General features: G+C 69.4%; 11 protein-coding genes. 9 read left to right on the top strand and 2 right to left on the bottom strand.

Going from position 1 to position 14057, the window contains the following annotated elements:
- Positions 1-609: a hypothetical protein gene (locus tag MJ605_RS16530; protein WP_243042570.1), complete on the bottom strand. Its 609-nt coding sequence runs from the start codon at positions 607-609 to the stop codon at positions 1-3.
- 91 nt (positions 610-700) lie between these two features.
- Between MJ605_RS16530 and ubiH the strand changes: the two genes are divergently transcribed.
- Genes ubiH through MJ605_RS16515 form a run of 3 tightly spaced genes read left to right on the top strand, consistent with a single transcriptional unit; the run spans position 701 to position 3982 of the window.
- Positions 701-1936 carry a 2-octaprenyl-6-methoxyphenyl hydroxylase gene (gene ubiH, locus MJ605_RS16525; RefSeq protein WP_243042569.1) on the top strand — a complete coding sequence of 412 codons (1236 nt, stop codon included), beginning with the start codon at positions 701-703 and terminating at the stop codon, positions 1934-1936.
- Entirely contained in the window at positions 1933-3156 is a 1224-nt protein-coding gene (locus tag MJ605_RS16520) for a UbiH/UbiF/VisC/COQ6 family ubiquinone biosynthesis hydroxylase (RefSeq protein ID WP_243042568.1), read from the top strand. The genes ubiH and MJ605_RS16520 overlap by 4 nt, the downstream gene beginning before the upstream one ends.
- Before the next feature lie 37 nt (positions 3157-3193).
- Positions 3194-3982, top strand: coding sequence for a dienelactone hydrolase family protein (locus tag MJ605_RS16515; protein ID WP_243042566.1), 789 nt, complete (start codon positions 3194-3196; stop codon positions 3980-3982).
- Positions 3983-4052: 70 nt separating this feature from the next.
- Here MJ605_RS16515 and MJ605_RS16510 read toward each other — a convergent pair whose 3' ends face one another.
- On the bottom strand, positions 4053-5054 hold the full coding sequence (locus MJ605_RS16510; RefSeq protein WP_243042565.1) for a polyprenyl synthetase family protein: 1002 nt from the start codon (positions 5052-5054) through the stop codon (positions 4053-4055).
- A gap of 133 nt (positions 5055-5187) precedes the next feature.
- Between MJ605_RS16510 and MJ605_RS16505 the strand changes: the two genes are divergently transcribed.
- The 6 genes from MJ605_RS16505 to kdpB all read left to right on the top strand — a co-directional run bounded on the left by MJ605_RS16505 (position 5188) and on the right by kdpB (position 13940).
- Positions 5188-6411, top strand: coding sequence for an MFS transporter (locus tag MJ605_RS16505; protein WP_243042564.1), 1224 nt, complete (start codon positions 5188-5190; stop codon positions 6409-6411).
- Between the two features lie 163 nt (positions 6412-6574).
- On the top strand, positions 6575-8365 hold the full coding sequence (gene ggt / locus MJ605_RS16500; protein ID WP_243042563.1) for a gamma-glutamyltransferase: 1791 nt from the start codon (positions 6575-6577) through the stop codon (positions 8363-8365).
- A 92-nt stretch (positions 8366-8457) separates the two neighbouring features.
- Positions 8458-9432: a DedA family protein/thiosulfate sulfurtransferase GlpE gene (locus MJ605_RS16495; protein ID WP_243042562.1), complete on the top strand. Its 975-nt coding sequence runs from the start codon at positions 8458-8460 to the stop codon at positions 9430-9432.
- Between the two features lie 544 nt (positions 9433-9976).
- Positions 9977-10069 carry a K(+)-transporting ATPase subunit F gene (kdpF, locus tag MJ605_RS16490; protein ID WP_114238801.1) on the top strand — a complete coding sequence of 31 codons (93 nt, stop codon included), beginning with the start codon at positions 9977-9979 and terminating at the stop codon, positions 10067-10069.
- Entirely contained in the window at positions 10066-11844 is a 1779-nt protein-coding gene (gene kdpA, locus MJ605_RS16485) for a potassium-transporting ATPase subunit KdpA (protein ID WP_243042561.1), read from the top strand. Before kdpF ends, kdpA begins: the two co-directional genes overlap by 4 nt.
- A gap of 14 nt (positions 11845-11858) precedes the next feature.
- The gene (gene kdpB, locus MJ605_RS16480; RefSeq protein ID WP_243042560.1) at positions 11859-13940 is read left to right on the top strand and encodes a potassium-transporting ATPase subunit KdpB; all 2082 of its coding nucleotides are present in this window, start codon (positions 11859-11861) and stop codon (positions 13938-13940) included.
- The last annotated feature ends 117 nt before the right edge of the window (positions 13941-14057 follow it).

The following is a 14057-nucleotide window of genomic DNA, read 5'->3' as shown; positions in this document are numbered from 1 at the left end:
TCAGCGCGACAGCTTGGAATGGCCGCCAGCGTGGCCGAGCGTGCGCGACAGCTGCACGGCGAAGGCGTGCACCACCAGGCCGAGCGCGACGTACAGCGCGGTGGCCTCGAGGAAGAACAGGTACCAGTCGCCGAGGTTGGCCAGCCACGCGCCCACGCTGCGCGGCTGCGGCACACTATGGCTCAGCCAGTAGAAGCTGCCGTTGGTGAGCACGTAGCAGGCGGCCCAGCCGGCCAGAAATGCCACGGCGGCCTGGCCGAGGCCGCGCAGGTTCAGGCCCGGACGGCGGTCCGCCAGCCAGCTGCCGGCCGCCCACAGCGCGAAATACGCGGGCACCAGGAACCAGTAGGCCGCCGACACGCAGTAGTGGTTCCAGAAATCGATGCCCTGGCTGTTGATGACTACGTAGTCCACCAGCACCGCCTCGACCATCAGCAGGGGGAAGGCCCAGCGCGCCGAGCCGCGCAGCCAGAAGCCGGCCAGGAAGAAGATGCCCCACGAGGCGTCCCACACGTCGTGATGGAACAGCGAAAGGTGCACGCGGGTGGCGGCCATGACCAGGGCGAGGGCCAGGAAGATGCCGAGCCGCTGGTTTTGCGTCGTAGCCATGAATTGCTCCAGAGTGTTGCGCCAAGGGCAGACCGCCAGTCTATCGCAACTGGATAGGGCCTGGCCGCCGCAGCGCGTATCATGCCGGCCCATGACGACTCCATCCTATCCCTCCGGCGCGACCTCCCGGCGGCCGGTGCTCATCGTCGGCGGCGGCCTGGTCGGCGCCAGCCTGGCGATCGCCCTGGATGCGGCGGGCATCGACGCAGTGATGGTCGAGGCCGCCGCGCCGCGCATCGGCGAGCAGCCCAGCTACGACGAGCGCAACCTGGCCCTGGCCCGCGCCACCGTGAACGGACTCGGGGCGATCGGCGTATGGGCGCACGCCTCGGCGCAGGCCACGCCGATCCGCCATATCCACGTCACGCGTGCCGGCGAGTTCGGCAGCGTGCGGCTGGATGCCGCCAGGCATGGGGTCGATGCCCTGGGCTGGACCCTGCCCGCGCGCGAACTGGGCGCGGCCCTGCTGCGCCGGCTCGACCAATGCACGCGGTTGCGCCGGCTGGCACCGGCCCGCGTGGAGACGCTGGAGGCGGAAGCGGACGGCTGGCGCGTACGCATCCAGGCGCACGAGGGGCCGGTTGAGATCAGCACGCCCTTGCTGGTGGGCGCGGACGGCACCGGTTCGTTCGTACGCGAGCGGCTGGGCATCGGCGTCGAGCGCCATGATTACGGACAGACATTGTTCGTCTGCACGGTGACGCCGGAACGCGACCATGCCGGACGGGCCTACGAACGCTTCGCGGACGAAGGTCCGGTGGCGTTGCTGCCGTTGGCCGGGCGCCGTTGCGGACTGGTGCTGACGGTGTCCGCCGGCCAGGCCGAGGCGGTGGCGGCGATGGACGACGAGGCCTTCGTCGAACTTGCGCAGCAACGCTTCGGCTGGCGCCTGGGACGGCTCAGCCGGCCTGGGCGGCGGCATCCGTATGCCATCCAGCGCGTGGCCGCGCGCGAGCTGGTGGCCGCGCGCGCGGTGCTGGTGGGCAATGCGGCGCAGACCATCCATCCCATCGGCGCGCAAGGCTTCAACCTAGGCTTGCGCGATGCGCTCACCCTGGCCGAGCTGGTCGCCGATGCCACGGACCCGGGCGCGGAGGAACTGCTGGCGGACTACGCGCAGCGCCGTGCCGCCGATCGCGAAGGGACGATGGCGATGAGCCATGGGCTGATCCAACTAGCTTGCCTGCCGCAGCCCCTGTTGGCGCCGCTGCGCTCGCTGGCGATGCTGGCGTTCGACCGCGTGCCGCCACTGCAGCAATGGCTGGCGCGGCGCGGCATGGGTTTCCGCGCCGCACCGCCGCGCGCCGTGCTGGAGCGCCTGCCATGAGCGCGGTAACGACCTTGCGCGGTGAGCCGGTGCGCCGCCGCGGACCTGCGCTGGACGTGGCGGTGGTCGGCGGCGGCATGGTCGGCGCCGCCACGGCGCTGGCGCTGGCGCGTGCGGGGTTCGCCACGGCGCTGGTCGAGGCGCGCGAACCGGCGGCGTGGTCGCCGGACGACGAGCTGGACCTGCGCGTGGTCGGCCTGGCGCCCTCGTCGATCGCCTTGCTGGACATGCTGGACGTATGGACGTCCATACGCGATGCCCGCTCGGGCCCCTACGCGCGCATGCATGTCTGGGATGCCGCGAGCGGTGCGGCGATCGATTTCGACGCGGCGGACGAAGGTCGCGACCTGCTCGGCCACATCGTGGAGAACAGCCTGGTGCAGTGGCGCCTGTGGCAGGCGCTGGAGGCTTCCGGTGTGCGCCGCATATGCCCGGCGCAGGTCCAGGGCTACGAGGTGCAGGAAGACCGCGTGCAACTGGCCCTGTCCGGCGCGGAGGCCGACACGCTTTCCTCGCGCCTGCTGGTGGCTGCCGATGGCGCCGACTCGCCGCTGCGCACCCTGGCCGGCATCGGCACGCGGGGCCGCGACTACGCGCAGCGCGGCGTGGTGGCCCATGTCGCCACCGAGCGCCCGCACGAAGGCACCGCCTGGCAGCGTTTCCTGGACACCGGCCCGCTGGCCCTGCTGCCGCTGGCCGACGGGCGCAGCTCCATCGTGTGGTCGTTGCCCGAGCACGAGGCGCAACGGGTGATGGCCTTGGATGACCGGACTTTCCTGGACGAGTTGGGCGTGGCCAGCGACTTCCGCCTGGGCCGCATCATCGGCGCCACGCGCCGCGCCGCGTTCCCGCTGCGCCTGCAACTGGCGGCGAATTACCAGGCCGAGCGTCTCGTCCTGCTTGGCGATGCCGCGCACGCGGTGCATCCGCTGGCCGGGCAGGGCGTCAACCTGGGCCTGCGCGACGTGGCCGAATTGCGCGACGTGCTGCTGGCCGCGCGCGCGGCGGGGCAGGATATCGCCGCGCCGCACGTGCTGCGTCGCTATACGCGCCGCCGGCGCAGCGCCGACACGCTGGACGCGCTCGGCTTCGATGCGCTGGCGCGCATCTATGGCTGGCGCGCCGCGCCGCTGGTCGCCGCACGCGGCCTGGGCGTGCGCCTGCTGGACCGCCTGGCACCGATCAAGCATCGTCTGGCCGCGCATGCGGCCGGCCGGTGAAGCGTTTCATCCCCGCCATCCCGAAGGAGTGAAGCTCATGCGTATCGCCCGACTTTGCTGTGCGCTGCTGTTTTCCGGTGCGGCCTTCGCCGCGCAGGCCAAGATGGTGCACAAGCCGGTGGAATGGACCCAGGACGGCACCACCTTCCACAGCGTGCTGGTCTACGACGATGCCGTCGCCGCCAAGCGTCCCGGCCTGGTGATGGTGCCCAACTGGTACGGCGTCAACGACCTGGCCGTGAAGAAGGCCGAGGGCATCGCCGGCAAGGACTACGTGATCCTGGTCACCGACATGTACGGCGCCACGGTGCGCCCCGCCAGCGACCAGCAGGCGATGGCGGCGGTGAAGCCGCTGTACGGCGACCGCGCGCTGATGCGCAAGCGCGTCGACCTGGCCCTGGAACAGCTCAAGGCGCAGGCCAAGGACGCGCCGATCGACCTCGCCAGGCTGGCCGCGATCGGCTTCTGCTTCGGCGGCTCGGCGGTGCTCGACCTGGCCCGCAGCGGCGCGGACGTGGCGGCGGTGGTGTCCTTCCACGGCGCCCTGCAGACCGACGACCCCACCCTGGCCCGGCAGATCAAGGCGCGCGTGCTGGTGATGAACGGCGCCGACGACAAGGGCACCATGCCCGACGCCGACAAGTTCATGGACGAGATGCGTGGCAGCAAGGCCGACTGGCAGTTCGTGGTGCTGGGCAACGCGGTGCATTGCTTCACCGAGACCGATCAGCACTCGCCGGGCTGCGCGTATGACGAGCGCGCGGCGCAGCGCAGCTATCGGTTGATGCGGGATTGGTTGCGCGGGGCGTTCAGCGGGACGCCGTGAGGAGGCTGGGGGCTGGGTGGCGGGGACGCAAAAACCTGCCACCTGAGGTAACCATCTCCCACCCCCGCTCTCAAAACGTCCTTTGCACTGAATAATCCGCCAGCGTCTCCATCGCCTCGCGCCAAGGCGAATCCGCCAGCACGCGCAGGGCGTCGCGGGCGGCGCTGGCGTGGCGCACGGCGCGCTCGTGGGTGCGTTCCAGCGCGCCGGAGTCGCGGATGGCGGTGACGATATGGTCCAGCGAATCCAGTCCGCCATGCTCGATGGCGTGGCGCAGCGACAGGCGCTGTTCCTCGCCCACCTTCTGCAGCGCATAGATCAGTGGCAGGGTCGGCTTGCCCTCGGCGAGGTCGTCGCCGATGTTCTTGCCCAGGGTGCCGGCATCGCTGACGTAGTCCAGCAGGTCGTCGGCGATCTGGAAGGCGTAGCCCAGCTCCATGCCGTAGCGGCGCAGCGCGGCGACGTGCTCGGCAGGCAGGCCGCCGAGCAGGCCGCCCAGCTCGGTGGCGGCGGCGAACAGCACGGCGGTCTTGCGCTCGATCACCGCCAGGTAGGCGGCCTCGTCCACGTCGGCGTTGCCGATGTTGAGCAGCTGCAGCACCTCGCCCTCGGCGATGGTGTTGGTGGTGTCGGCCAGGATGCGCATGATGCGCATGTCGTCCACCTCGACCATCATCTGGAACGAGCGCGAGTAGAGGAAATCGCCCACCAGCACGCTGGCGGCGTTGCCCCACAGCGCGTTGGCGGTCTTGCGGCCGCGGCGCAGGTCCGACTCGTCCACCACGTCGTCGTGCAGCAGGGTGGAGGTGTGGATGAACTCGATCACCGCCGCCAGCTTGATGTGGTGCTCGCCGCGGTAGCCGGCCGCGTTCGCCGCCAGCACGTGCAGCATCGGGCGCAGGCGCTTGCCGCCGCCGGCGATGATGTGATCGGCGATCTGGTTGATCAGCACCACGTTGGAGGACAGCCGCGCCCGGATCAGGGCGTCGACGCGCTGCATGTCACCGGCGGCGAGCTGCTTGACGGCGGCGAAGTCGGCGGTGCGGCGGGTGTCGGCGTGGGTCGTGGTCATGGGGGCATCGGGGCGGCGTATCGGGGGATTATAGAGAGAGATGGGCGCAAGAATCCGCCGCGACATGGCACCACGGTTGGTTTTGTGGGGTGAAACGTATAATCGGGCCAGTCCGAGCCTATAGATCCCTCCCGTGAGCAAACTCTCCTCGCTCGAGCGGCGCAGCGCCTTGACGCTCGCCTGCGTGATCAGCCTGCGGCTGTTCGGCTTGTTCCTGATCATGCCGGTGTTCTCGCTCTACGCGCAGCACATGCCGGACGCGACCCCGCTGCTGATCGGGCTGGCGCTGGGCGTGTACGGGCTGGGGCAGGTGCTGCTGCAGATCCCGCTGGGCCTGTTGTCCGACCGTATCGGGCGCAAGCCGGCCATCACCCTGGGCCTGCTGGTGTTCGCGGCGGGCGGCCTGGTGGCGGCGTGCTCGCACAGCCTGCTGGGCATCGTGGTCGGCCGTGCGCTGCAGGGCATGGGCGCGGTCGCCGGCGCGGGCACGGCCCTGGCCGCCGACCTCACCAGCGAGGAGAACCGGGGCAAGGTGATGGGCATCATCGGCGTCTCCATCGGCGTGGCCTTCCTGCTGGCGTTGATCCTGGGGCCGCCGCTGGAAGCCATCGACGGCTTGTCCGGCCTGTTCGCCGCCACCTCGATCCTGGCCCTGGCCGCGCTAATGCTGCTGTGGCTGATCGTGCCGGCGCCGGCGCGGCGGAAGGCGCCGGCCGCGGCCGCGCTGGGCAGCGTGCTGGCCATGCTGCGCGACGGGCGCATGCTGGTGCTCAACGGCTCGGTGTTCTTCCTGCACATGCTGCTCACGGCGAGCTTCGTGGGATTGCCGCTGCTGCTGGCCGACCGGCTGCACCTGCCGGTGAACCGGCATTGGGAACTGTACCTGCCGGTGATGGTGATCGCCGCCTTCGTGATGGGCGCCTGCCTGCACCGCATGCGCGAGGTGGCGCAGAGCCTGCGCATCGTGGCGATCTGCGTGGTGGCGACCGGGCTGGGGCTGCTGGGCTTCGGCCTGTCGGGCGACCATCTGGCGCTGCTGGGTGTGACCGCGGCGGTGTTCTTCTCCGCCTTCAACCTGCTGGAGGCGGCACTGCCCAGCCTGGTATCGCGGCTGGCGCCCGCCAGCCTGCGCGGCGCGGCCATGGGCGCCTATTCCACCAGCCAGTTCCTGGGCGCCTTCGTGGGCGGGGCGGTGGGCGGCATCGCGCTGGGGCGGCTGGGCACCGAGGGCGTGTTCCTGTGCGCGGCGGCGCTGACGCTGGTATGGCTGCCGCTGGTGCTGGCCGGCCGGCGGCGCATCGCCGGGGACGCCTCCATGGATGCCGATGCCGTGGCGGGAGCCGCGCGGGGCGCCTGACGTGCCATCGGCACTTCCATGCGCGAGCGCATGCTGGCGATGACGCTGGCGTGACGGTTCCCGATGGGTGTATCAGGGTGGTTGGGACAGCCTGCCGCTGTCCATCGCGGGGCGGCCGTCGAGGGGGCCGCGCTACCTACCGACCCTGAAAGAGAGTGTTTCCATGATCCCCATTCGCTTTACGCGCTGCTGCCGCCTCGCGCTGGCGGCCGCGCTCGCCAGCGCGCTCGCTGGCCACGCCGCCGCCGATGACATCGGCCGCGGCGACCGCTATTCCGGCCAGGCCTGGGCCTCGCGATCGCCTGTGATCGCGCAGCACGGCATGGCCGCCACCGAACAGCCGCTGGCCTCGCAGGTGGCGGTGGACATCTTGAAGAAGGGTGGCAGCGCGGTGGACGCCGCCATCGCCGCCAACGCGGCGCTGGGCCTGATGGAGCCGGTGCTCAACGGCATCGGCGGTGACTGCTTCGTCATCGTGTGGGACCCCAAGACGCACCAGCTCTACGGCTACAACGGCTCGGGCCCGTCGGCCAAGGGTCGCGACCTGGCGAAGATGCGGGCGGAGGTGAAGGCCGCCTACGCCAAGGCCGGGATGCCTGCGGAGAACTACATCCCGGCCCTGGGTTCGCTGCCGGTCACGGTGCCGGGCACGGTGGACGCCTGGTTCGCGCTGCACGAGAAGTTCGGCAAGCTGCCCATCGCCGACGACCTGGCGCCCGCCATCGCCTATGCCAAGGACGGATTCCCGATCACCCAACTGGTGGCCAAGTACTGGAAGGGCAACTTCGCCGCGTTCGAGCGCCATCACGGCCTGATCGAGGAACTGGACAACGCGCGCCACACCTACCTGATCGACGGCCATACACCCGCCGAGGGCGAGGTGTTCCGCAACCCGGACCTGGCCCGCACGCTGACCCTGATCGCCGAGGGCGGCCGCGATGCGTTCTACAAGGGCGCCATCGCGCACACCATGGACGCCTATTTCAAGCGCATCGGCGGCGACCTGCGCTACGAGGATTTCGCCGGCTACCACGGTGAATGGGTGACCCCGCAGTCGGTCAACTACCGCGGCTACGACATCTACGAGCTGCCGCCCAACGGGCAGGGCTTCGCGGCGCTGGAAATGCTGCAGATCCTCAAGGGCTTCGACCTGCGCAAGATGGGCGTGGGCAGCGCCGACGCCATCACCGCGATGCTGGAAGCCAAGCGGCTGGCCTATGAGGACCTGGCCAAGTACTATGCCGACCCGCGCTTCGTGCACGTGCCGATGAAGGGGCTGATCTCCGAGGGCTACGCCGAGCAGCGCCGCAAGGACATTCACCTCGACCATGCCAACCCGGCCATCGGCCCGGGCGACCCACGGCTGTTCGATGGCGACACCACGTATTTCACCACCGCCGACAAGGACGGCATGATGGTCTCCATCATCCAGTCCAACTACCGCGGCATGGGCTCGGGCCTGGTGGCCGACGGGCTGGGCTTCATGTTCCAGGACCGCGGCGAGCTGTATTCGCTCGACCCGAAGGCGGCGAACGTCTACGCGCCGGGCAAGCGGCCGTTCCACACCATCATCCCGGGCTTCGCGATGAAGGACGGCGAACCGTTCCTGGCCTTCGGCGTGATGGGCGGCGACATGCAGCCCCAGGCCCACATCCAGGTGCTCACCAACATCATCGACTTCGGCATGAACGTGCAGGACGCCGGTGACGCCGCGCGCTGGCGCCACTTCGGCAACGCCGAGCCGACCGGCGAGCCGTCGCAGGGCATCGGCACGGTCGAGATGGAATCGGGCTTCGACCCCAAGGTGAAGGAGGAACTGGTGCGCCGCGGCTACAAGGTCGTGCCGGGCACCGGCAACTTCGGCGGCTACGAGGCCATCCTGTTCGATCCCCGGCAGCACGTGTACTGGGGCGCCACCGAGATGCGCAAGGACGGCGAGGTGGTGGGCTACTGACGGGCCCGGCGGGCGGCTCCGAAATCGATTGCATTCGGGGCCGCCCGCCCCAATGATCTGTGGCCTGCCTGGCTTCGCCGGCCGAGGTTCCCATGGCGCACCACATCATCGAACTGATCGCGCAGTACGGCCTGTTGCTGGTTTTCCTGAACGTGCTGGTCGAGCAGGCCGGCGCGCCCGTGCCGGCGGTGCCGACCATGGTCGTGGCCGGCGCCCTGGCGGCGGCCGACCGGCTGCCGCTGGCCGGCGTGCTCGTCGTGGCGGTGCTGGCCTGCCTGCTGGCCGACTTCGCCTGGTACGCGGCCGGCCGCCATTTCGGCGGCGGGGTGATGCGCACCCTCTGCCGCATCTCGCTCTCGCCCGATTCCTGCGTGAAGCAGTCCGAGCTGCGCTTCCAACGCTGGCGCGGCGGCATGCTGCTGCTGGCCAAGTTTGTGCCGGGCCTGTCCACCGTGGCGCCGCCCCTGGTGGGGGCGATGGGCCTGCGGGCGACGACGTTCGCGCTGTTCGACGGCGCCGGCTCGCTGTTGTGGGCGGGCGTGGCGGTGAGCCTGGGCTATGCCTTCGCCAGCCAAATCGACCATGTGCTCGATACGCTGGCCAATGCGGGCAGCGTGGCGCTGATGTCGCTGGGCTGCCTGCTGGCGCTCTACATCATCGCCAAGTGGTGGCAGCGCCATCGCCTGCTGCGCACCCTGCGCATGGCACGCATCACGGTGGACGAGCTCAACCAGGCCATGACGCAGGGCGGCCGCACCCTGGCCATCGTCGACGTGCGTTCGGAAGCGGCGCGCACGGTCGATACGCGGGTGATTCCCGGCGCGCTGCTGGCCGACGTCAACAGCGTGGACCGCATCGCCAGGGAGGTGCCGCTCGACGCGGAGCTGGTGATCTATTGCAACTGCCCCAACGAGGCCTCGGCGGCGCTGGTAGCCAAGGCGCTGATGGCGCTGGGCTACAAGCGCGTGCGCCCGCTGCTGGGCGGCCTGGATGCGTGGGATGCGGCGGGCTTCCCGCTTAATCGGTTGCCGCTGGCGGAAGACATCGCGATTTCGACCGCGGCCTGAGAGCCTGTTCAACATCTCGGTGTGGCCACAGAGTACCCCCTCCCCAACCCTCCCCTGCGACCGTAGGGAGTCCCTTCTCGGGACGAGCAGGGGAGAGGGCCAGAGCGCGCATGTTTTGACTCTTCCCCCTGCGTGCAGTGGGGGGAGGACGCTGGGATAACACCGAGATGTTGAACAGGCTCTGAGAGCTTTTTTGTGGGAGCGCACCCTTTGCGCGACAAGCCTGCCTGGCGGCAACGACGTGGCTCTGCGGTCGCGCACGGGGTGCGCTCCTCCAGGGCGGGCGACAAAATTTTACGGGGTTTATACGCGGGGTAGCGGTTTCGCTACCCCTTTCTTATGCGCCGGTTCCGACAATGCGCACCGTTGCATAACACGGTGAGCCGGTTCCCCATGGACGTCGTCTATCTCCTGTTTTCACTGGTGCTGTTCGCGGCATCGATCGGCTTCCTGCTGATCTGCGACCGGCTGGGCCGGCGCCCCTGACCGTCGCCGCGCCGGCGGCCTTGCCCCGGTTTGCGTTTTCCCTGCGGGAGTTCAACCCATGAACGTCATCTATGCCGTGGCCGCCGTCATCGCGGTGGCCCTGACGGGCTACCTGTGCGTGGCCCTGCTCAAGCCGGAGTGGTTCGAATGACTACCTTCGACATCCTCCAGGTCGTGCTCTTCCTGGCCGTGCTGCTGGCGCTGGTCAAGCCGGTCGGCGGCTACATGGCGCTGGCCTTCGCCGACACGCCGAACGGGCTGCTGCGTGCCGGCGGCCGGGTGGAGCGCGTGCTCTACCGTCTCGCGGGTATCGATGCCGATCAACCGATGGGCTGGCGCCGCTATGCCGTCGCCATGCTGGTGTTCAACCTGGCGGGCCTGCTGGCGGTGTACCTGCTCGAGCGCGTGCAGCAGTGGCTGCCGCTCAATCCGCAGCACTTCGGCGCGCTGGCGCCGGACCTGGCGATGAACACCGCCATCAGCTTCATCTCCAACACCAACTGGCAGGCCTATGGCGGCGAAAGCACCATGAGCTACCTGACCCAGATGGCGGGCCTGGCGGTGCAGAACTTCCTCTCCGCGGCCACCGGCATCGCCGTGCTGCTGGCGGTGGTGCGCGGCTTCACGCGCCGCAGCGCCGACAGCATCGGCAACTTCTGGGTCGACATGACGCGCAGCACGCTCTACGTCTTGTTGCCGTTCTCGCTGGTGATCGCGCTGCTGCTGGCCTCGCAGGGCGTGGTGCAGAACTTCAAGCCGTACGTGGACGTGCCGCTGGTGCAGCACACGATGGCGGTGGAAACGGTGACGGATGCATTGGGCAAGGGCGTGACCCGGGAAACGCCGGTGGCCACGCAGACCCTGCCGATGGGGCCGGCCGCGTCGCAGGTCGCGATCAAGCAGCTGGGCACCAACGGTGGCGGCTTCTTCAACGCCAATTCGGCGCACCCGTACGAGAACCCGACGCCATTCAGCAATTTCATCGAGATGCTGGCGATTTTCCTGATTCCCGGGGGACTTTGCGTCACGTTCGGCCGCATGGTGGGGGACCGCCGCCAAGGCTGGGCGATCCTCGCCACGATGCTGCTGATCTTCGTTCCGCTCGCGGTCGGCGCCATCGCCGCCGAGCAGGCCGGCAACCCGGCGCTGCACGGGCTGGCCGTGGACCAGCAGGCGTCCGCGCTGCAGGCCGGCGGCAACATGGAAGGCAAGGAAACGCGCTTCGGCATCGCCGCCAGCGGCCTGTTCGCCACCATCACCACCGCTGCCTCCTGCGGCGCGGTGAACGGCATGCACGATTCGATGACGCCACTGGGCGGCCTGGTGCCGATGTGGCTGATGCAGCTGGGCGAGGTGATCTTCGGCGGCGTCGGCTCGGGCCTGTACGGCATGCTCGCCTTCGCGGTGGTGGCGGTATTCATCGCCGGCCTGATGGTGGGCCGCACGCCCGAGTACCTCGGCAAGAAGATCGAGGCGCACGAGATGAAGATGGCCAGCCTGGCCGTGCTGGTGCCGTGCGCGCTGGTGGTGACCTGCACGGCCATCGCGGTGATGACGCCGGCCGGCGCCGCCGCCGTGGGCAACCCGGGCGCGCATGGTTTCAGCGAGATCCTCTACGCCGTCTCGTCCGCCTCCAACAACAACGGCAGCGCCTTCGGCGGGCTCTCGGCGAACACGCCGTTCTGGAACGTGCTGCTGGGCGTGTGCATGTACTTCTCGCGCTTCCTGCTGGCGATCGCCATGCTGGCCATGGCCGGCTCGCTGGCCGCCAAGCGCCACGTGCCGCCCTCGGCGGGCACGCTGCCCACCCATACGCCCTTGTTCGTCACCTTGCTGGCCTGCGTGGTGATCGTGGTCGGCGCGCTGACCTTCCTGCCGGCGCTGGCGCTGGGGCCGATCGCCGAATTCCTGATGTCGGTCCGCTGATAGGACGCCGATCCATGACGAGTATGCATACCCCTGTCCATGCGGCGCGCGGTTTCGACCGCGCGCTGGTCCTCAAGGCGATGGCCGATGCGTTCGGCAAGCTGTCGCCGCGCCGGCAGTTCCGCAATCCGGTGATGTTCGTGGTGTTCGTGTGCAGCGTGCTGACCACCTTGCTGTGGGTGCAGGCGCTGGCCGGGCACGGCGAGGCGCCCACCGGCTTCATCTTCTGGGTCAGCCTCTGGCTGTGGTTCACCCTGCTGTTCGCCAACTTCGCCGAGGCGCTGGCGGAAGGCCGCGGCAAGGCCCAGGCGGCCGCGCTGCGCGGCACCCGCAAGGACGTGGTGGCCAAGAAGCTGGCCAGCCCGCATCGCGATGCCGCGATCACCTTCACGCCGTCGTCGGAACTGCGCGTGGGCCATCACGTGCTGGTGGAGGCGGGCGATACCCTGCCGGGCGACGGCGAGGTGGTGGCCGGCGCGGCCAGCGTGGACGAGAGCGCCATCACCGGCGAGTCCGCGCCGGTGATCCGCGAGTCGGGCGGCGACCGCAGCGCGGTCACCGGCGGCACCCGCATGTTGTCCGATTGGCTGGTGGTGCGCATCACCAGCCATCCGGGCGAGAGCTTCCTGGACCGCATGATCGCGATGGTGGAAGGCGCCGCGCGGCGCAAGACGCCCAACGAGATCGCGCTGACCATTCTACTGGCCAAGTTCACCCTGATCTTCCTGCTCGCCTGCGCCACCCTGCTGCCGTACTCGATCTACAGCGTGCAGGCGACCGGCGCCGGCCATCCGATCACCCTCACCGTGCTGGTGGCGCTGCTGGTGTGCCTGATCCCCACCACCATCGGCGCGCTGCTGTCGGCCATCGGCATCGCCGGCATGGATCGCATGATCCGCGCCAACGTGATCGCCACCTCCGGCCGCGCGGTGGAGGCGGCGGGCGACGTGGACGTGCTGCTGCTGGACAAGACCGGCACCATCACCCTGGGCAATCGCCAGGCGGTGGCCTTCCTGCCCGCGCCCGGCGTGGAGGAAGGCCGCCTCGCCGACGCCGCGCAGCTGGCCTCGCTGGCCGACGAGACGCCGGAAGGCCGCAGCGTGGTGGTACTGGCCAAGGAGCGTTTCGGCCTGCGCGAGCGCCAGCTGGAAGAAGGTTACGCCGAGTTTGTGCCGTTCACCGCGCAGACCCGCATGAGTGGCGTGGACATTGGCGAGCGCCGTATCCGCAAGGGTGCGCTGGACGCGGTGGAACGCTACCTGGAATCCAACGGCAGCCACCTGCCGCCGCTGGTGAAACACATGGCCGAGGACATCGCGCGGCGTGGCGCCACGCCGCTGATCGTCACCGAAAGCGTCTCCGCGCTGGGCGTGATCGAATTGAAGGACATCGTCAAGGGCGGCATCCGCGAGCGTTTCGCCGAGATGCGCCGCATGGGCATCAAGACCGTGATGGTCACCGGCGACAACCCGCTCACCGCGGCGGCCATCGCCGCCGAGGCGGGCGTGGACGACTTCCTCGCCGAGGCGACGCCGGAGGCCAAGCTCAAGCTGATCCGCAGGATCCAGGCCGAGAACCGCCTGGTGGCGATGTGCGGCGACGGCACCAACGACGCGCCCGCGCTGGCCCAGGCCGACGTGGCGGTGGCGATGAACACCGGCACGCAGGCGGCCAAGGAGGCCGGCAACATGGTCGACCTGGATTCCAACCCGACCAAGCTGATCGAGGTGGTGGAGATCGGCAAGCAGATGCTGATCACGCGCGGCGCGCTGACCACCTTTTCCATCGCCAACGACGTGGCCAAGTACTTCGCCATCATCCCGGCGGCGTTCGCCACCACCTATCCCGCGCTCAACGCGCTGAACGTGATGAAGCTCGCCACGCCGCAGAGCGCGATCCTGTCGGCGGTGATCTTCAACGCGCTGATCATCGTATTCCTCATCCCGCTGGCGCTGAAGGGCGTGAAGTACCGCGCGCTGGGCGCGGGCGCACTGCTACGCCGCAACCTGCTGGTCTACGGCCTGGGCGGCATCGTGGTGCCGTTCGTGGGGATCAAGCTGATCGACCTGCTGCTGGTACTGATCGGACTGGCGTGATCTCTCCCGTCATCCCGGCCTGCACCGGGATGACGAACTGAGACGCCACCACTTAGAGCCGCTAACAAAACCGGGTTGAAGGCTGGTTCGCGGGTGGCAAAATTGCAGCATGGCCCG

It is taken from the genome of Dyella sedimenti (assembly GCF_022760995.1).
GTDB lineage: Bacteria > Pseudomonadota > Gammaproteobacteria > Xanthomonadales > Rhodanobacteraceae > Dyella > Dyella sedimenti.
The sequence above is the reverse complement of the archived record's forward strand: the minus strand, read 5'-3'. Positions and strand labels throughout refer to the sequence as shown.